We start from the raw sequence: 19,601 nt of genomic DNA, 5'->3' as shown, positions 1-19,601 counted from the left end.
CCTCCCTAGGTTAGATACACATAGATTCTATTTAAATGGAATTCACCATATTCATAGTCTGGATAATTTGTGTTTTCATCATAACCAATACTAAATTCAATTATTATTTCCTCACCTATCTTAAGTAGGTGTCCTGAAATAATTCCAACATGATAAGCTTCATCTACTAAGTTTGAGAATCTGTGTTTCTTTAAAGTCATTTCATACTCAGTTCCTTCAAAATAAGTAACTGATGTTTCGCTTTTTACTGTTAAATATTCATAATTTACAACTGGTTGACCATCTTCATAAGTGGTAATTTTAATTTCGCCATCTTTTAGATAGTAAACATCTAACATATTTGCATCAAAATCCGGATCAAGAATCTTTCTATTTGATTGAAATGCACTAAGTAAATTTCTAATTTGTAATGCAATTAGGAAATCTTTGGTACCATCATTCTCAATTTTGATTTTAAAATGAAGCATGTCCCCTGGAAGTGTATAGCCGAATGCAGCATGCATATCTTCAATTGAATCAATCTCCATATACTCTTCATCATCATTTTTTCTTACATCAAATGCAAATTCTGCACTAAAATCAGCAGTCTTACCAATAATTTTTCCAATACTTGTTTCTTGGGAGATTGCTAACCAGGCAAACGCAGATGCTAAGAGTGTTGTTAATGAGACGAAAAATAAGATGAGGGATTTAAGTAAGCTATTATTCTTCATGGCTCTCTTCCTCTAAACTCTTTTTAAATTTTTCAAGTTTAGCCCTCTTGTATTCAATCACAATCTTAGCCATTTGATAGAGTACAGAAATCAGTAGGATGATGCCAAGGATTAAAAGTAACATTGCTCTTGCATCGATTAACCATAATCCAATATTCATAAATTGGAAATGTCTAATGTGCTTGCCTTGGTAATTACTTAGTGTAACTAGTTCATTATCTGCTGAACTGTTATTATCACCTTTTACAATAAATCCTTCTTCTGTTTCTTCTATTATTCTATGGATGATTAAGATACCTTCATTACTCTTATAGACCACCACATCTCCAATTTCTAAATCTTCATATGGCGTGTGATTAATAATAACAATGGACCCTTTTGAAAAACTATCTTCATTTGTTCCTTCCATACTGTTGGTTGGAACCAACGCGTATGAGTAACCAAATATTCTAAATAATTCATTATTTCTAACCGCTAGTGAACTGCCGATGATCACATAGATTGAGAAAATAAAGATGAAGATACTTAATGATGTAATTAGAATATCTATTGCTTTCTTCATACGCTAACTTTTGCTTCCTTTTTGGTCTTTAACTTTTTGTCTAACTTTTCTTTTTCTTTTTGTAACTTTAAGGCTTGTTTATCCTTTTCTTTTTCTTTAGCGATTCTTAACTTTTCTTTCGCTTTTTCACGTTCACGTTTAATACGTTCTTCTTTTTGCTTTAATAATTTTTCTTTTTGAAGTCTTCTTTCTTCATTAATCTTATCTAATTTTGCTTGATAATCATTTTGAAGTTTTTGTAGTTCAACTTCGTATTGTTTCTTTAAATTAACTTTATAGTCTATTAGTTCTTTTTGTTCTTCTTTTTCTAACTTTCTAACTAAATCATTAATCTCTTGTGTAGTTTTCTTTCTTAAGTTTGCTAATTCAGTATCCTTAAGTTTATTTGTTTTTAGTTTAAGTTCTAATGCGTTTTTACGTTTAGTTGCTAGTTTTCTTTCATGTTTTAATGATTCAACTGAACGGACCTTTTTACTAGTTAATAGTTTGTTTTGTTTAGATGCATCAATTAGCTTCTTATCTAGTTTTGCAATCTTTGTTAACATACGCTTTTCTAAGCGAAGTGCATCATTATAATCAACTTCTTTAACTTCTCTAATCATTTTAGCTACTAAAGCTTTTTCTTTAGCTTCTCTTAATTCAACAACTGGGTCTTGATCTTTAATTAGACGTTTGAAGATGTCATCTTCTTCATCCATTTCAAAGAATGACTCATAAAGTGAATTAGTGATTTGAAGTGTATCTCTTAAAGCTCTTTTTAAAGATGTTTCATATGTTTTTGCTTGTGCTTCATGATAGATTAAACTCTTTTTAAAGTAACTCTTAAATTGTTTTAAATAATATTCATTTAATGTGTGATCTTCAACTTCAAAATCATCTGGATTATTAATCACACTATCTGCTAAACGTCTGATTACTTTAATACTTGGTCTTACATATTTTCTAGGCTTAATCGCATCATAAACTTCTTTTCTGTTTTCTTGGTTATATAAAACAGTTGCGAAGTATACGAGTGTTGATTGATATACTTCTTGTAGATAGTTTTGATCAAATGTTAAGTCTTTTTCTTTAATATCTAAATCAAATGCTAATGTATTATATCTATCTAAGAATAACCATAACATGTAGGCATTTTTATAATCAACATTCTTTAAAATAACGTTAGATTTTATGATTGGAGGATAAACTTTCTTTTGTCCTTCCATCATTCTCATAAAACTACCTGTTTTAAGCGATGTTACTAACTTATCTAAATGTTCTACACGTTGTAGTAAGTTTTGGTTATATTCATTAATTTCTTTGTTATCTAAATCTTCTTTTAAGACAATATCAATGTTAATCTTTGCATCTTTATCTTGGAACTTGAAGTCTCCCGCTAGGTTAAAGTGTTTCTTTTGGAAAGATTCAACATTGTTTTTAATAATTTCATATCGGTGACGAACAAAGTGGAATAATTTATCAATTAACGTCATCACCATTCTATTTTCATAAGTTCCGTATTCTACTTCAGCAAATGTAGTTAGAATTTTCTTTGGAATTACCCTGCCATCTTCAGTAACTTCTTTAATGTTATGGGTATTTGATGCTAAGTGACGAATTGATTGGCTATTTACTTTTCTTGCCTTTTCAACTGCAACAACTTCTTCATCATAACGTAAGACTGATTTAGGATCTAAAGCAATCTTATTTAATGATGGGAAGTATGATTCAACTGTTCTAATCCATTCTTCATCGAATGTCTTTGTTTCTTCAATATTCTTTTGGTAAATGGTTGCCTTACCAGCTAAGAATAAATCATAGAAATATTCTGGAAACGTATGATTGGCTTCAATTTCTTTAAAAGATTCTTGGTATGCTTGGTAAAATGATTGAAATATATCTTTAGTTTCCATAAATTACTCCTTAAATTTGTTTTCTTAAATCATTAATGAAGTTAATTGCTTCAGCAAATTGACCTTTACCGAATAATTTGTCTAATAATACTAATAATTCTTGTAATTCATCTTGTAGGAATGGAAGGTTTAAACTTTCAAACTTTCTTAAGATTTTTCTAGTCACAATATAATCTAGACCTTCTGTTTCATTACCACCACATGCCACAAATACAGGAACGAATAGTTTGATTTGTTTCATGATACGGTTACCGAATGTGATCTTAAATTTCTTAGCGATAAATTGGTCTAATTTATCTAAGTTTACTAATGCTGAAGGACTTAACGGATGATTTTGATGTGCTTCTTTAAATAATTTTTCTAAATAGTCATAAGACATTGTGATGTTATTTGTAGGCGGTGCATCCACGTATTCAGCACGTGAATTCATTTCAATTGAAGTTGCACGGTCATATACTTTATCAGTGATTGTAAATGTTGAGTCATCCTTATTGGCTGTACCAATGAACCAAACATTTTGTGGAAGGGTAATTTTACCTTCAATTAAATGTTTAGGGTCCCCTGGTTGTGTATCTGGAACAATATCAATCTTCCAGTCTGCTGTATTAGGCATTTCCATTACAGATAAGAATTCTGCAAAGTAATACTCAATGCGCGCTAAGTTTAACTCATCTAGTACGATAAAGTTCAAGTCTTCTCTATAAGTTGTTTCATATAATTCTTTTAAGAAATCAGTCTCATTGAATTTCTTAGTGAATTCATTTAAATAACCAATCATTTCACTACGATCACGCCAAGATGGCTGAACAGAAACGATTGCTGAATCATTATTAAAGAATTTACCCATTGCATAAGGTAAAGATGTTTTACCTGTACCAGAGATACCTTCTAAAATAAGAATCTTAGATGTTGCCATACCAGCAAAGTAAGTAGCTACAACTTTTTTATTGTAGTAAAGTTTTAACTTATAAGCTGCAAAGTTGATGAAACGGTCCACTAATTCTGGTAATGTAACCAAATCGGATTCAGGCATTGTTACAGTTGTAACTGCACCTTTATACTGCTCATCAACAGCAATTAACTTAACAAAACGAGAAGGAACTTGAGCTTTAACTTCAGCTTCAGCATTTTCATCTTTAGCTTGGAATAAATCTGGATTCATTCCAAATGATTCCATTTTTAAAGCTAAAATCTTGTTCTTTTCATCAGTTAATTCAACTGCTCTTTGACTAAGTAACGCAACTTCTTCTAATAAGTATTCTTTCTCAACTTCGGTTCTAACAAACTTAATGTATTTTTTAAGCAGTTGGTATAAACGAATGACAAGAAAGGTAATGAATGCGGTATTGATAAGAATAACAAATATTGACGCAATCCAATCTAATCCGTTAAAATACTTACTTTGTGCTGCAAAACTATTAAAATAATTGACGATGTCATTAAAAAATAAATCGGCAAATGCCTGGAATATTCTCCCAAAGAATTTGCCGATATTTGAGAACAATTCTTTAATGAAATCGATGTAATATCTAGCGAATTCAAACATTCGTTTCTACCTCGAGTTCTTAAAAATTAGTTTACTTTTTTTCTTTTTTTAATTCTTCTAATAATTCTTGTCTCATTCTTTCTTTTTCAGCTTCTAACTCAGCTTGAGCTTTCGCTTTTTCTTCAGCATGTTGTTGAATTAGTTTTTCTTTCTTAATGGCAAATACTGCAGATAGTACTTTATAACCTTGATATACTAACACTAAGAAAATTGGGAGTAAAACTAATAATGCAAAGCCTGTTTGTGATTGAATGAATAGAACGAATCCACCTAAACCTTTTGCTTTACCTGTGTAAACCGCAACGATGTCTTCTGCTTCTAATAAATAGAAATCAGGTTCATTCGTGTTATCACCTTGTGTACGGTAATAATTACCAATGATTTCTACGATACGGTGGGTATTTAATTCTCCACGTTTAGCTGGATCTTTAAAGGTCACCACTTGACCTACTTGAAATTCTTTTTCTGATTCTTTAAGAATTTTCACAAAAATTAAATCATTCTTAGAGAATGAATCCGGATTAGTTCCTTCCATAGATTCAGATTTTACTGCAAGGAAGCCATTTCCGAAAATATTTGGAATGTTATTTTCATTTCCTCTTGAAGCAATTACGATAACAGAATATAAGAGTAATGTTGCAATAATTAAATAGAATAGGACATTAAAGATGATCTTAGCAACTTTAACCCCTGTTGGTTGTTTTTTTACTTGTTCCACAAATTTTATCTCCCATCTATAGATGATAATACGCCTTTATTTCATTATATGATATTTTTGTGTGAAAATCTAACATTTATATTCTAAATATCGATTTTTGTCTTCATAGAGAGTAAGAGGCTCATATAATGAGCTTATACAAGCCTCTTGTCTACTTTATATATTTTTTATTTTAAGTAAGATTAAGCGTTTGGAGTGAAATCAAATGTTAATGCTAATCCTAATTGTGATTCAAAAATTGCGTTATACGCTTGTGCATCCCAACCTTCAACCCATACTCTTACTTTAATTGATTGAGAAACACCTGAAGCCAGAGTTAATACTGATAATGCATTTGCTCCACCAGTTGGGAAAGTTTGTGATGTTGAAGGTAATTCGATATTTCCTAATTCAGTAGTTAAAAGTGATTCATAGTCTGATGGATTAGTCACTTTTGAAATACCTAATAATGCATTACCTTTTTCTACAAAGTATGAATGTGCGCCAGCAAATGTTGGAGCATTTGTAGCGTTTGTTAATGTATTTGTTGTTGAAGCCGCTGATTCATAAACTGTTACATTAGCACCATATTCAAAACTTACTCTAATTGCATCTAATACTGATGTTATAACTTGAGTTCCTGAATGATCTTCTGCTTCTGGATCATATGATGTAACTGTATATGATCCAGAATTATTAATTGCAAGGAATGTTTGATCAGCGTTAAAAGTTCCTGGATTTGATGTTAATGCTAAATTTGATAATTTAACGACACCAGCTTGATTTGATCTAAAATGTAATTCAAAATAAATGAAACCTTCTGTTAAGTAATCTTCATCAAGAGCAGGTGATGTGGAAGCATCCACTTTTACATCATTTGGACTAAGAATTGATTTTCCATCTTTAGAAGTTAATGCTCTAAATGTGAAGTCTGGAGCTCCAGTAAATAAGAATGAGTTAATTTCAGCTGATGAAATATTGCTCTTCCAATTTGAACCATCTAATGAAATATCTAAACCTTCTGCAGATTGTACGTTTGCATCGATACGACCTACTTGTGCTTGGTTACCTAATGTGAACCACGCGAATGTTGTTGCAGCGAATGCACCAACCGTTACGATTAATGTTAATACTGATATAAATAATTTTTTTGTTAATGAACTCATTTTATATATTCTCCCTTTTTCATTTAACTTTTTTTAATTTTATTTTTAGGAACTAATACATCTCCCAAATATATTAGTTCTTGATACCTATAACTGATTTGAACTGGAATTGCATCTTTACCTGATCTCCAAATACTGCATCAAATAAATCCGCATCCCAACCTTCTACCCAAATATTCATTGTCACTTTTCCTTCATATAAGCGAAGACCACTATCGGCATGATGGCCATCGTACTTAAGTGTAAGTATATGACTACGATTATCTAGTGCATAAGGATTTTCTTTGTCGAAGTCTGATAATTTATAAATTGTATCAGGAACTTCACTTGGAAGTTGAAGTGTGCCTTTTAATGCTTCATAGTAAGCTACTGCACCATAAGGTTTTCCATAACCTCTTTCTTCATTTCCACTTAAATCAAATATTTTAACTTTACCATTATCTGAGTGTTCAACAAATGAAACTCTCATTGCATCACTCACATAATAGGTTTTAGTAACTGAACCATCGATATATTCATCAGGACCATACTGGAACCCTACATTAGATATCCAAGTTCTTCCTTTTGAAACGATATAGGTTCCAACCCTTCCCTCATTATAAGTCACCTCGTTTGAAATATTATTTGTTAAGAACACTTCATGGTAATAAGGTGAAACTGTTCTGAAGAAAAAGTCTATCGATATGTAATCTTTGTTTTTAATTGCTTCAAATTTATCATTTCTAACACCATAACTGAACTTTTTACCATCCATACTAGTGATATCTGTGAATACTAAATTTTGAATTAAACCTAATACTTCTTCACTTGGTAAGCTCGTATAGTAATTAACACCATCAACTGAGATTTCTAATTGATCTCCGTTATGTGTATTTAACCCTAAACCTTGAACGGCATTTGATGTTGCCATCGATAACCAAGCGTAGGTTGCTGTTGTGGTTGCTATGATCGCCAATGAAAAGGCAATAATTGATATATATAATTTCTTAATCATCTTATTCCACCACCGCGTTTAAGATTGAATAAGCCATATCTAATTTGATACCTCCACCAAACATTGATGCATCTGTATACTCGCCATCGAACCACATAAAGATGGTGATTTTTTTTACTGCACCTTCACTAAATCGTTCTAAGACTTCATCAATGATATATGGGTTATCACCCTTTTTCATGTAAGTCTTATCCCTTATTTCTCCGGTATCTAAATCTTCTACGATATATCTTATTTTAACTGCCTTATCTACACCCTTATAACTATCTATCACTCTTAATCGGTAACTAATGTTTACCATTTCTTTACCTGAGTTTCTTAGGTAGTATGTATAGGCGATATAATATGGAATTCGTTCATCATAGAATTGTCCATCAACATTTCTTGCTGCATCAACATCAATATCTGATTCGAGCATATCACCAATTTCATTCATCGGCTCAATTGATAATGTTGACTTTGGTTCTAAAAAATCACGTGTTACTGATAACTCAATCCCCTTATCCATTGCATCCCGCTGCATGGTTAGGGTGAATAAACCAGTAAACTGTCCATAGAATGTTACGATTGCTATCAGTCCTGATATTAAACCTGTGATTCCTGCACCAAAGAGAAAGAATTTCTTGGTCATTTTTCTAACAGGTTTAGTTGTTGAACTGACGAATACATCAGATATTCTCAAGAATACTCTCCCCTTTCTTGATTTTTGGAAACAAAAAAGCCAATTGTCATCCGAAATGACAACTGGCTACCAAATTTCATTAATTAGGCCCTATAGCTTTGCGTCACTAGGTTTCCCTAGTTTTGCCTTTAACATGTGTATTTTATTGATACGCAATAGATTGTATGTGATTAAACATGGTTTGTCAATACAAATGCTTTTAATTTAAGTTACCGAATTTTTCCATGAATTTATCGGTATAATCTTGTAACTCAATAAATGGCATCGGTGTTCCAAAATAATAACCTTGAAATAGTTCAACACCTAATTTAGCAATCTTTTTAACTTCATCTAGTGCTTCTACACCTTCTGCAACGACTAATTTACCGTTTGTTTTAACATAGTTTAAGAGTAGTTCTAAGTACTTACCATTGGTTTCGTTTTCAGTAATTGTCTTTTGTCGCATTTTGATCATATCCATATTGATTCTAGATAGTCTGTTAATAGTTGCTAAATCAATACTGAATCCATCAACAGCAATTGAGAATCCAACTTCACTTAATTTAACTAGGTTCTCAAAGATTTGTTCTTGTTTTTCAAATAACGCAAACTCTCCAACCTCTAAAATAATATTTTTAGGATTCCCCTTTAATTTTTTTACAGCTTTCGCAAAGTCAGATGCAATGGTTTCACTTAATAACTGTTTAGGACTTAAGTTGATACTGATTTTTACATCATCATACATTGAATGAATGCCACGTAATTCATAACTTGTCTTAATAATTGATTCAATACCCCAACGACCAACCCAGTGAATATCTCCTGTTTGTTCCATGATATTAATAAACTTGTCAGGTCCTAACACACCTAAAGTTGGATGGTTCCAACGCAAGAGTGCTTCATAACCATAAATCTTTTTATTTGTATAATCGATCATCGGTTGATAATATAGTTGGAACTCATGACGTTCAATAGCGTGTTTAATTTGATAATAGTACTCAATTGATTCTTCTTGATCTTTTAATTCTTCAGAATAAATCTTAAGTGAGTTTCCACCATTTTTCTTTGCTTGATAAATGGCAATCTTTAATGAATCCATTAAATTCTTTAAACTATTACCATGCATTGGGTAATAACATACGGCAACAGATGCTGTTAAATCAATTTCAGTACCACCCGCTACTTTTGTTTTATTACGTAGTTCATATAAAATCTTATACCCATATTCAGTCACTTGTTTTTGACTGTACTGGTTATTTAAAAAGATTAAAAACTCATCTCCAGTGTATCTAGCAATTTTTGCTGATGTTGGTAATAATTTTTTAATACGTTTCGCAATATTTTCTAAGATATTCTTAGATTCTTTTTCACCGAAAGCTTCACTTAAGTCACCAAATTTATCTAAATCAATATAGATTAAAGAAAATGTTGTACCCTTAGCAATTCTTGTGATATATGAAGTAATCACACTGTTAATATCAGAGCGCGTTAAAATACCGTCAATTAAAAGTGACTTTTCATCTTTTGCTGATTTAATTTCAAAAATAACTTTTCTTGCAATAAAGTATGTAATTGTAACCATGACTGCCAGTAATGCAATCATCATTAATGTTTCTAACATAATGAATTCCCCCTATTTCTTTGGCTTCTCATTATATTTGTCTAATAATAAGAGTGCTTCTTCATATGGTACTGCTTTTGAGATTAACCAACCCTGAATAATTGAAACCCCTGCTTTATTAACAGCTTGTTTTTGGGCCTCAGTTTCAACACCCTCAGCAATCACATCCACACCAATATTCTTACTTAATGAAACAATTGTATTAACAATTACTTTAGAATATTTATCGGTTGTGATTTGATCAATAAATGATTTATCAATCTTAATCATATTAATAGGTAAATCTTTTAAGTATAGAAGTGATGAATACCCCATACCAAAATCATCTAAATGAATATCAATACCTAAATTTTGAAGTAACTTTAATTTTTCACTCATTAACTGCATTGAGTTAACCATAAATGTTTCAGTTACCTCTAATGCAATCGCATGTGGATTAATTTGATATTTATCTAAAATATCTTTTAATTGATTCACAAATCCTTTTTGAATCATCTGCACAGGTGAGATGTTCATCGCGATTGTGACATGATATTTTTCTAACTTTTTAGCAAGTTTAGCAGTTTCTTCCATCACAATTTGTCCAATACGAACAATTAAATTATTTTCTTCTGCTAAACGAATAAATTCTTGTGGACTAATATGGTTATATCTTGGATTATTCCAACGAATTAATGCTTCAAATGAAACAATTCTCCCTCTGTTTGTATCCAATTGAGGTTGAAGATGCATCACGAATTCTCGTTTTTCAATTGCCTCAATTAAACTACTTTCTAAACGCTGACGTTGTGAGACAAAGTCACGTAATGTCATATCATAAACTGCATATTTAGAAGTAGTCGCTTGATTTGCATGTTTTAAGGCAATCATTACACGGTCAAATATAATTTCTGCGTTTAAATCCTCAGATACAACATTAATCAATTCATAAATACCAGCTCTTAAGTTTAATTGTAATGTTGTTCCCGCTAAGCTTGTTGATGCCTCTAAATAGGTAATTAATGTTTCTAACCAATCAAAGACTTCATCCATTTTTTCTACTTCATTAATAACTACAATGAAGTTATCCACATAGGTATTAAACATTTCATATTTAAAACCTTTAAGTGATTTTTTCACTGTACTTACAAACTCAACTAATGTTTCATTTGCTACTTTTTCACCAACTAATTTATTAATACTTCTAAAGTCTAGTAAGTTCATTCCAACCACAACATGACGCTGTTTACTAAAGTCTGTTTTTTCTAGTAATTCCTTCATGTATTGTTGGTAGAAGTTATAGTTAGGTAACTTGGTATTGGTATTTAATAGTGCTAGTGATTCGTATTCTCTTAATAACATATCATCTTTTGTTAAGTTATCTCCAACTAAGACATAATGAATTCCCATTCTTAAAGGTAAGAACATAACAAAACTTGATCCATCTACTGTGTCCAATTCCACAGTAAATGAGTATCCTCTTTTCACTCTTTCAAATAAAAGTGATGCTTCTTCTAACTGATTTGACTTAAAGTCTTTAATACGTTTAAACTTTCGATAATTTAAGATTGTTTTTCTAAATACTCGGTTGTAGTTAACAATTTTACCTTTATGATTCATTGTTATGATTAAACGTTTATTTAAGTAAATCTTTAATCTAGCATTCTCAATATCAGTAAATCTTACAAACGATGTATAGAACGTAAATAAATTAGCAATTAAAAAGGCAATTCCTATAGAAACTAATGCAGCTGATAAATATAGATTAACATTTGTAAATGAACTAATTAAATCATTCATCTTATAGAATGTTAAATAATAGATTGGTAAATCCTTTACTTGTGTAAATGAAATTAAATATTCATCGTTTTGAATGTAAATGATCTGTTTTCCTGATTTACCTTCAGAAATATAATCACTAAACAATTGTGTTGTACTTGATGAAACATAGTCATTTAAGATGATGGCTGATGTTTCTTTATAACTCTTTAAGATAAATCCATTTTGACGAATTATCATTGAATTACTTGCATGAAGTGGTAATAAATTAACCATATACTTATCAGCATCAATTAAACCAATGACATCCTGATAGATAAATGCACCATATAACGTATCATCAATTATGCCAACTAAGACATCATCTAATCTTAAAAATGATAAATTAGATTCATAATTCTTTTCAAAGAATACTTGGTCTTTGAATGGATAAGTTGTTCCATTAATCTCAATGCCAATATCATTTATTTGATAGAATCCAACAAAATCAATATCTCTACTATCAATTGAATCTAAATCTGTATTCAATTGTAATAAGGTTTTACTATCTACTAATGAGCTAAAATAAGCATAGTCTTCACTATACTTCATTTCTAAGTTATTTAAATAGATTTCATGTTGTTGATAACCTAAATCACTTGCATAGTCCTTTTCAAATGATGCGTTATACCATGTAAACATCATTAAAATTACGCTAGCTACAAATGCATAGATTACCGCAAAGATGATAAAAGACTTAATAACGTAATTTCTCATTTTAGATAACCTCTTAATTCAATTGTATCAAAATTTAAGCAATAAGGAAGAAAAAAGAAAAATGCGCGTATATGCGCATATTTCACATATCATACATTAAATTAAGTGACAATGCACGTTCTTTTACAATAAATAATTCACCTTCTGGTAAGATTGTAAATTCATTTACATCTTTACTTAATAAAGCAACTTTATTCTTTTTTATTTGATATTTTTTACCATTTAATACAATTGTTACATCACGTTTTCTAGCATATAAAATGGTATATAAATCTGTTCCATTTTTAACATACACTTCACTTTTTGGTATTACTTTATCCACAGTAAAATACTTGTTTTCAACTAAACGTTCAACATCTCCGTATTTTTTTAATTCAATTAAAGGACGTTTAACATCAAAGTCAATCACATCTAAACTTTCTTTAATATGCAGTTCACGTTTTTTACCGTTTTGATCAACTCTATCAAAATCATATAAACGATAGGTTACATCACTTGATTGTTGAATTTCTAAAATTTCAATACCTCCACCAATCGCGTGAATCGTTCCCACAGGCACATTATAAAAATCGTCCTTCTTCACAGGGACATAGTTTAAAACTTCATCCCATTTTTGATTATCAATTGCATCTTTAAAATCAGTTTTAGAGCGAACCTTTTGCCCGTAGATGATATTCGCTCCTTTTTTAGCACTTAAGATATACCAACATTCATTTTTTCCATAATCATGATGATGCTTCATCGCGTATTCATCATTTGGATGGACTTGAACACTTAACATCTTTTGTGCATCTAAAATCTTTATTAAAAGTGGAAACTTCTCATAGTTTGATGCACCAAAAAGTTGTTTTTCATTTAAATATAGGTCATTTAATGTTCTACCTTTAAAGCTCCCATTTTTAACAACACTTTCACCTTCACTATGTCCTGATAAAATCCATGCTTCACCAATTAATTTATCTGATTTTTTGCCATAGCGACTAGCAAGCTTATTTCCACCCCAAAGTCTTTCTTTTAAAACCACTGAAAAAAACAAAATATCTTGCATAATAATATCCCCTTTATTATGATTCATGATTCTTTAATATATGCTTTAAGTACTTCTGTAATTTTTTCGTATCCAATGTCATTAACGTGTAACCCATCATATGTATAAAGTGGATTAAGCATGCCATCTAAAACTAATTGACTAAACATATCAACATAAACTACATCTTTAATTTCTTTTAATAATTCGTTTAATTTAACAATATCAACATTTCTTCTTGGACGTTTTTCTACATGTTTTTTTGGCTCTATGACCGGATATACTGACTGTAATATGATTTTTGTTTCCTTTGAATGTTGTTTTATTTCTTTAACAATTTCACCAATTCGAAATGCGATTTCTTGAATTGTTGTATCTAATAGGCTTAAGTCATTAGTTCCAATTAATAAGACAACAACCTTAGGCTTTAAAACATAAACTGAACACTCTAATCTGGTTAGTAATCCAACAGTTGTGTCTCCACCAATTCCCCTGTTATAACAGTCATGATCTTTAAAATATTCATAGACATTATAGTTTTGCGTAATACTATCACCAAGAAAGACAACTCCACCTGGTTTAACATAGTTATTTTGAACTTTAAATTGATTAATTCTTTGTTCAAAACCACTTGCGATAATACTCATTAAAAAGTCATTGGCTCCTTTTTTTAAGCCAAACTTATATAGATGTAATGCGACATAAATGAGTAAAAGAACAATAATTAATAAGACAATTTCTAATGTACTCATACGCGTACCTTCGCTGTTATGATCATTGCTTCTTCATTTGGGTCTAAGGATTCAATCATAAATTCACTAACCCCTGCCGGAATGATAAAGGTTTCTGCATAATGCACCTCATATGGTTTAAAGACATTTGTAGGCGATGAAATTAAAGCTGCTTTACCTTCAACTAAATTAGCCATCATCACAGTCCCATCATTTTCAATTTTGATAGGTTTTTTAAAACGATATCTTATTGTGCTTAAAAACTCTCTTTCATGTAGTCCAGTTTTTTCACTAAATTCATTTAATTTAACAAATGGATTTACTAAGTTTTCTTTTACCCATGAAGTTGTTCTATCATATTGAAGGTTTTTAAATCCATGTTCTAAATGAACGGGTCTTGGTTTACCATCTAAACCTAAACGTCCCCAGTCCCAAAGTTTAAAGGTAAATATATAGTTACACGCTGAAATCTCTAAGACCATGGTGTTTTTACCACTACAGTGAATGGTTCCAGCAGGTATCGAATAGTGATCATGCTTTTTAGCGACAAATTTATTAATATACTTTTTATCATCTAAAATGGCTTTACCTTCATTTGCATCTATTAATGCTTGTTCAAATTCATCTTTTTTCACACCTTCTTTAAAGCCTAAATAAACAACCCCATCATCTTTCGTATCTAAAATATAGTAAGATTCATCTTGGGTATAAGTCATGCCAAATTTATCAAAGATATACTCGGTTAATGGGTGAACTTGTAAGCTTAAGTTCCCACCTTCCATTGTATCCAATAGGTCAAATCGAATTGGAAACATCTTACCAAATCTTGCGTGTACGCGTGAACCCATTAATTCTTTTGGATAAAATTGAACTAAGTCTTGTGCCGGCATATGAATTGTTTTAGAACCAAAAGTTAACTTTAAAGAATTTTCTTCTGGTACGCCATCAAAACTCCATGCATAGTTACTGTTGTTTTCATCTAAGTTACAAACTTCTTTCATCCATTGTCCTCCCCATACACCTGGGTCAAAATAAGGCACCATTCTAAAAGGACGGTAAGTTAATAACTTAAGTGTTGCTAAATATGTTTCTTTTTTAATCATTAATGGATTGTTTAAATCGTTATAATCAATAAAATATTTAAATTCATTTAAGTATGTTTCTTTAATTCTGTCTGCAATTCGCCATTCAATAAAGAATGCACGTTTATATTTTCTTAAAATATCATCATTTTCATTATTGGCTTTAAAGTTACCTAATCCACGACGGAAACGTAATTGAATTTCCCAACGTGTCAATCCAACATGAATTAAAAATCCTTTGATTAAAGATGCGCCAAATCCATAAACAACAGTTACGCCATCATTCTTATGAATCGCTTCTCTAAGCGATTTTATTTTCTCTTCATCATAAAAAACATCAACCGTATGATGTGAATAAACGCCAAATACTCTATCATCTGTAATGTTGTATTTTAATATTTCATTTATCTCTTTACTTGATTTCGTATAGTCTTCTATATGAATTAAATGTGTTGGTTTAAGTTTTAATAAAATATCTTTCTTTAATACTTCTTCATCAACACCTGGATAAGTTTCAAAGACTAAAACTTTTTCTTTTAGGTTCTTTAATTCTTCTACTAAACCTTTTTTATCAAACAATGCTTCACTATCTGTGATGTGAATTTTTGGATCTTTATCGTATAAAGATTTAAAGTTTAAATAACTCATAATCGTCTCCTTTATATTCAGATGTTTTTAATTTTTCAACATATGGGTTTAATGCATTTTTTAAGTGGAATGCAACTAAAAAACCATAAAGCGGTATTAAGACTAAAATAAAGACATTTGGTAAATATAGTATGCCTAAGATAATAATTGCTAAACTACCAATTAATTTAAGGTTAGTTAGTAAATGTCTGTTTTGAATAAGTATCGTATTTTTTAAGGTTTCAAAAATTGAATTCGATTTAAAAATTGCAATAATCGGAAATACATAGGTAAATAACATCACCACATGATATAGACAAACCATTGATGCAACTAATAAAAATAAATTTGTTTGATTAATCGCATAAAAAGTCATAAAAATAAGTGGTGTAACAATCAGTATTAAGATGAGCCACACAATGGTAGACTCTTTAAATTCTTTTACAAATGTTTCAAAGAATAACTTTGTCACTTGTGTAGGCTCATCTTTTTTAAATACTTGGAAAATCACTTTATATAGTGCTGTTGTTGCAGCACCAAAGGTAATAAGCACACCTAAAAAACTTGTTAATATCCACAAGAAATGTACATAAATCACATCAGTTACTTGACGATAAAAGTCTTTTAAGGTGTTTTCCATAATTACTCCTTATACGCTTCTTTTCTTTAACATGAAGAAGGCTAAAACGCCACCAACAACTAAGATACTACCTGCAGTAATACCAACCACAGCAAGTGTACTCATACCTGATTTAATTTCGCCTTTTCCTTTTGCTGTAAAACTTTCTGATTCAACAAAGATAACCTTACCTGTCTTACCATCAGCTTCAACACCATTTGGATCATAATGTCTTAATTCTTCAAACTTGCCATCACCAACTTGAATTTTAACGTTTGCTAAAACCCAAATATCAACTTTAGTGACATAACCAGCTAAGTCTTGTGCATCATATAAATCTTTATAAATCCCTTCTACAGCCCAGTCTAATGAAGCCTCAACTAAGACTTTAGATTCAGTGAATGTAATGTCTTTCATAGAACCACTACCTTCAACCTTAAATGTAGGTAATTCAGTTTCATCAAAATCATCCCAAGAAATTGAAGGTGATAAATTAACTAATTGTTTATACTTAGCTAAGAAATCTTCAAAACTTGTAAAATCAAATGACATCTTGAAGTAGCGATGTACACCATCTGTTGTCATTGGATGCACTGTCATAAAATCTGGTGCATTAGCTTCTAACCAATCTTGGATTTTTGATAATCCACCTTTGATGTGTTTGTCATTTACAACTGGACCTTTATCTTCGTCTTGTTCTGGGTCATCAGGGTTAATAATTGGTGTTTGCGATAACGTATCGTCCATGATGTCAATCACAAATACTCTTGTGCCAGAGCCATCAGCGTTAAATGTCGTTTCAACGCCTACTTCAGCTGGCCAACACGCTGTCAGCATAAATACTGAAACTAGCGTGATGATAACTAATAAAATCTTCTTCATTTTTCTTCCCCTTTTTTTAATTTTCTTCCCCTAAATAAACAACGTATTTATTTAGTTTCAAGGCTATTGCAGTGAACACTAATACGATAACTAGTAAAATCCATGCCATGGCAGATGCCATACCCATGTTTTGGTCAGCCATCATTAAGTCATATAAATAGTATGCGAAGTAATAAGTCGAACGACTCGGGCCACCACCAGTCATAATGTATGCTAGTGTGAAAACTTGGAACCCACCAATGATCCCCATAATGAAGTTAAAGAACATTGAAGGTGTCATTAATGGTAAAGTAATATATCTAATTTTTTGAAACCAGTTTGCTCCATCAATTTCTGCCGATTCATAAAGTGCTGTTGGTATATCTTGCATCTGTGCTAGATAGACAACCATTGACCCCCCCGCACTCCATAACCCCATAATAATTAAGGTTAGCTTAGATAAATCAGGGTCGGCATACCATCTTAATGGATTCATCCCAAATAATTTATAAACCGGTTTTAAGACTTCATTAATTATTCCAAAATTTGGATTAAATAACCAAAGCCATAAGAGTGACATTGCTACAATACTCACAACATTTGGTAAATAAAATAACGTACGATAAACACTAATACCTTTAAGTTTATTGTTAAGTAATAGCGCTAATCCAACCCCAACAATCATGCCTAATGGAATTGCGATTGCAACGTGATAAATCGTATTACCTAAACTTTGCCAAAAGATATTATCGTTAAATAGTAAAATTCTGTAGTTTTCTATACCAATAAATCGTGGAGATGCAATCATGTCATAAGAAGTAAAACTGATGTATAAGGATGCTAAAATTGGGAATGCTCCAAATACGATAAGTCCGAACATCCATGGGAAGGCAAATAAGTATCCCATGAGATTTTCTTGTTTCTTCAGTTTACTCAAAGAACCTGCTTTTTGCATAAAGCCACCTTCTTTTAATTATTTGTTAGTTGTTTCCCAGTTTTGTTTCTTTTGTAGATAATGTGCTCTTGCATCTGCAAGTGCTTGTTCAACAGTTTTCGTTCCTTCTAATGCTTGTGTATAGAAAGGTTGCCAATCATTACCATGCCAGCTTGGTGCATATGGTACATAAACTTTATCCATTGCATAATCAACTTCTGCTAATAGTTTCTTTAAGATTGGTTTATCAGCAGTGTATTCAACCATTGCTGATTTATGGCTCATTAACCAACCGTTCGCTTTTGCTAATTTAATTTGCGTTTCTTTACTCATTAAGAATTTTAAAAATTCAAATGCTGCTTCTTTTCTTGCAGTATCATTCTTACCGTTGTCATACATTTCAATTGAGAATCCACTTCCCCAGTTCACATGTATTCCGTTTTCATCTGGAACAGGAATTGGAGCAACTGAATATCTAAATGTACCGCCAGCATCTTTAATCTTTTGGTCTAAACCATCATCATGCACAATCATCGCAACTCTTTGTGCAGCAAATGGATCAATACCTAAAATATTATTGGATTCACCAAATGTTTGAAGTTGCGCTCTGGTAAACTCACTGTTAAAGTTTTTAATCCAATTTAAGACCATCACATGTGTTGCTGTGTTTAAAGTTGGATTTAATTCTTCATCAAAGAAGTCTTCACCTGTTTGCCATAACCATCCATGATAAGTCGCATTACCATAAGTAGGGTCAAATCCTAAACGAACGATTTCACCATTTTGAACTTTATCAAACTCTTTAGCAAATGCTTTTAATTCACTCCAAGTGGTAGGAATATCATCTTCGTCATATCCTTTTTCAGCTAAGATATCTAAGTTATAATAAAGCGCTCTTGCAGTTGCAGTGAATGGTAATGCGTATAAACTACCTTCATATCTAGCAAACTCTAATTGACTTTCTCTAAATTCATCTAAATCAATGTTGTTTTCTGATTCATCGTTTTCGATTAACTCAGAGATGTTATATAAAACTTTACCCTTTGCACGACCATAAACATCATCAATTGTTGATAACCCTAAGTCTGGTGCTGTTCTACCTGAAATAGAAAGACTAATTTTATCCCAGTAATCCCAAAAAGAAAAACCAGTCCCTTTCACAAAATATTTATCTTGTGAATCATTAAATTCATTAATTATTTGTTTCATTGGTGAAAAAGATGGTGACCCTACAGGGCTCATGTGCCAAAAATCAATGACAACTTTGCCTTCCATATCTTTATCTTTACAACTAGCTAACATAAAGATCATTGGAATGAGCGTAATAAATATAAATAACTTTTTCATAGACCCT

General features: G+C 31.1%; 17 protein-coding genes and 1 riboswitch. All 17 genes read right to left on the bottom strand.

The window, feature by feature from the left end; translation table 11 throughout:
• Window positions 1-5: 5 nt before the first annotated feature.
• On the bottom strand, window positions 6-713 hold the full coding sequence (locus EXC59_RS06930; protein WP_035368806.1) for a hypothetical protein: 708 nt from the start codon (window positions 711-713) through the stop codon (window positions 6-8).
• Entirely contained in the window at window positions 703-1,275 is a 573-nt protein-coding gene (locus tag EXC59_RS06925) for a signal peptidase I (protein ID WP_051658979.1), read from the bottom strand. The genes EXC59_RS06930 and EXC59_RS06925 overlap by 11 nt, the downstream gene beginning before the upstream one ends.
• On the bottom strand, window positions 1,272-3,167 hold the full coding sequence (locus EXC59_RS06920; RefSeq protein ID WP_162163949.1) for a hypothetical protein: 1,896 nt from the start codon (window positions 3,165-3,167) through the stop codon (window positions 1,272-1,274). The genes EXC59_RS06925 and EXC59_RS06920 overlap by 4 nt, the downstream gene beginning before the upstream one ends.
• A gap of 10 nt (window positions 3,168-3,177) precedes the next feature.
• On the bottom strand, window positions 3,178-4,713 hold the full coding sequence (locus EXC59_RS06915; RefSeq protein ID WP_035368804.1) for a hypothetical protein: 1,536 nt from the start codon (window positions 4,711-4,713) through the stop codon (window positions 3,178-3,180).
• A gap of 31 nt (window positions 4,714-4,744) precedes the next feature.
• Window positions 4,745-5,431 carry a signal peptidase I gene (locus EXC59_RS06910; protein WP_035368803.1) on the bottom strand — a complete coding sequence of 229 codons (687 nt, stop codon included), beginning with the start codon at window positions 5,429-5,431 and terminating at the stop codon, window positions 4,745-4,747.
• A gap of 182 nt (window positions 5,432-5,613) precedes the next feature.
• Entirely contained in the window at window positions 5,614-6,576 is a 963-nt protein-coding gene (locus EXC59_RS06905) for a hypothetical protein (protein ID WP_035368802.1), read from the bottom strand.
• 73 nt (window positions 6,577-6,649) lie between these two features.
• On the bottom strand, window positions 6,650-7,570 hold the full coding sequence (locus tag EXC59_RS06900) for a hypothetical protein (RefSeq protein WP_035368801.1): 921 nt from the start codon (window positions 7,568-7,570) through the stop codon (window positions 6,650-6,652).
• Window position 7,571: 1 nt separating this feature from the next.
• Window positions 7,572-8,252, bottom strand: a complete 681-nt coding sequence (locus tag EXC59_RS06895; protein WP_035368800.1) for a hypothetical protein — start codon at window positions 8,250-8,252, stop codon at window positions 7,572-7,574.
• A 54-nt stretch (window positions 8,253-8,306) separates the two neighbouring features.
• A riboswitch (cyclic di-GMP riboswitch) is annotated at window positions 8,307-8,389 on the bottom strand.
• A 62-nt stretch (window positions 8,390-8,451) separates the two neighbouring features.
• Window positions 8,452-9,852, bottom strand: a complete 1,401-nt coding sequence (locus EXC59_RS06890; protein ID WP_035368799.1) for a bifunctional diguanylate cyclase/phosphodiesterase — start codon at window positions 9,850-9,852, stop codon at window positions 8,452-8,454.
• 12 nt (window positions 9,853-9,864) lie between these two features.
• Window positions 9,865-12,366, bottom strand: coding sequence for a putative bifunctional diguanylate cyclase/phosphodiesterase (locus tag EXC59_RS06885; RefSeq protein WP_035368797.1), 2,502 nt, complete (start codon window positions 12,364-12,366; stop codon window positions 9,865-9,867).
• Window positions 12,367-12,448: 82 nt separating this feature from the next.
• Window positions 12,449-13,414, bottom strand: a complete 966-nt coding sequence (locus tag EXC59_RS06880; protein WP_162163948.1) for a type I phosphomannose isomerase catalytic subunit — start codon at window positions 13,412-13,414, stop codon at window positions 12,449-12,451.
• Between the two features lie 23 nt (window positions 13,415-13,437).
• The gene (locus EXC59_RS06875) at window positions 13,438-14,145 is read right to left on the bottom strand and encodes a GDSL-type esterase/lipase family protein (protein WP_162163947.1); all 708 of its coding nucleotides are present in this window, start codon (window positions 14,143-14,145) and stop codon (window positions 13,438-13,440) included.
• Window positions 14,142-15,854, bottom strand: coding sequence for a class I mannose-6-phosphate isomerase (locus EXC59_RS06870; RefSeq protein WP_162163946.1), 1,713 nt, complete (start codon window positions 15,852-15,854; stop codon window positions 14,142-14,144). The genes EXC59_RS06875 and EXC59_RS06870 overlap by 4 nt, the downstream gene beginning before the upstream one ends.
• Window positions 15,835-16,473, bottom strand: coding sequence for a YesL family protein (locus EXC59_RS06865; protein WP_035368795.1), 639 nt, complete (start codon window positions 16,471-16,473; stop codon window positions 15,835-15,837). Before EXC59_RS06865 ends, EXC59_RS06870 begins: the two co-directional genes overlap by 20 nt.
• Before the next feature lie 9 nt (window positions 16,474-16,482).
• Window positions 16,483-17,334 (bottom strand): hypothetical protein, encoded by an 852-nt coding sequence (locus tag EXC59_RS06860; protein ID WP_035368794.1) that lies wholly within the window; start codon window positions 17,332-17,334, stop codon window positions 16,483-16,485.
• Between the two features lie 16 nt (window positions 17,335-17,350).
• Window positions 17,351-18,268, bottom strand: coding sequence for a carbohydrate ABC transporter permease (locus tag EXC59_RS06855; protein WP_035368793.1), 918 nt, complete (start codon window positions 18,266-18,268; stop codon window positions 17,351-17,353).
• Between the two features lie 18 nt (window positions 18,269-18,286).
• Window positions 18,287-19,594, bottom strand: coding sequence for an extracellular solute-binding protein (locus tag EXC59_RS06850; RefSeq protein WP_035368792.1), 1,308 nt, complete (start codon window positions 19,592-19,594; stop codon window positions 18,287-18,289).
• Window positions 19,595-19,601: the final 7 nt, after the last annotated feature.

This window comes from Acholeplasma hippikon, assembly GCF_900660755.1.
GTDB classification, from domain to species: Bacteria; Bacillota_I; Bacilli_A; order Acholeplasmatales; family Acholeplasmataceae; genus Acholeplasma; species Acholeplasma hippikon.
Note: the sequence above shows the minus strand (reverse complement) of the source record. Positions and strands in the feature narration are given on the sequence as shown.

Excerpts from the sequence above, each read along its gene's own strand:
- EXC59_RS06915 (WP_035368804.1), bottom strand. The coding sequence starts at position 4,713 with ATGTTTGAATTCGCTAGATATTACATCGATTTCATTAAAGAATTGTTC.
- EXC59_RS06850 (WP_035368792.1), bottom strand. The coding sequence starts at position 19,594 with ATGAAAAAGTTATTTATATTTATTACGCTCATTCCAATGATCTTTATG.
- EXC59_RS06880 (WP_162163948.1), bottom strand. The coding sequence starts at position 13,414 with ATGCAAGATATTTTGTTTTTTTCAGTGGTTTTAAAAGAAAGACTTTGG.
- EXC59_RS06930 (WP_035368806.1), bottom strand. The coding sequence starts at position 713 with ATGAAGAATAATAGCTTACTTAAATCCCTCATCTTATTTTTCGTCTCA.
- EXC59_RS06865 (WP_035368795.1), bottom strand. The coding sequence starts at position 16,473 with ATGGAAAACACCTTAAAAGACTTTTATCGTCAAGTAACTGATGTGATT.
- EXC59_RS06870 (WP_162163946.1), bottom strand. The coding sequence starts at position 15,854 with ATGAGTTATTTAAACTTTAAATCTTTATACGATAAAGATCCAAAAATT.
- EXC59_RS06905 (WP_035368802.1), bottom strand. The coding sequence starts at position 6,576 with ATGAGTTCATTAACAAAAAAATTATTTATATCAGTATTAACATTAATC.
- EXC59_RS06855 (WP_035368793.1), bottom strand. The coding sequence starts at position 18,268 with ATGCAAAAAGCAGGTTCTTTGAGTAAACTGAAGAAACAAGAAAATCTC.
- EXC59_RS06900 (WP_035368801.1), bottom strand. The coding sequence starts at position 7,570 with ATGATTAAGAAATTATATATATCAATTATTGCCTTTTCATTGGCGATC.
- EXC59_RS06920 (WP_162163949.1), bottom strand. The coding sequence starts at position 3,167 with ATGGAAACTAAAGATATATTTCAATCATTTTACCAAGCATACCAAGAA.
- EXC59_RS06875 (WP_162163947.1), bottom strand. The coding sequence starts at position 14,145 with ATGAGTACATTAGAAATTGTCTTATTAATTATTGTTCTTTTACTCATT.
- EXC59_RS06860 (WP_035368794.1), bottom strand. The coding sequence starts at position 17,334 with ATGAAGAAGATTTTATTAGTTATCATCACGCTAGTTTCAGTATTTATG.
- EXC59_RS06890 (WP_035368799.1), bottom strand. The coding sequence starts at position 9,852 with ATGTTAGAAACATTAATGATGATTGCATTACTGGCAGTCATGGTTACA.
- EXC59_RS06885 (WP_035368797.1), bottom strand. The coding sequence starts at position 12,366 with ATGAGAAATTACGTTATTAAGTCTTTTATCATCTTTGCGGTAATCTAT.
- EXC59_RS06925 (WP_051658979.1), bottom strand. The coding sequence starts at position 1,275 with ATGAAGAAAGCAATAGATATTCTAATTACATCATTAAGTATCTTCATC.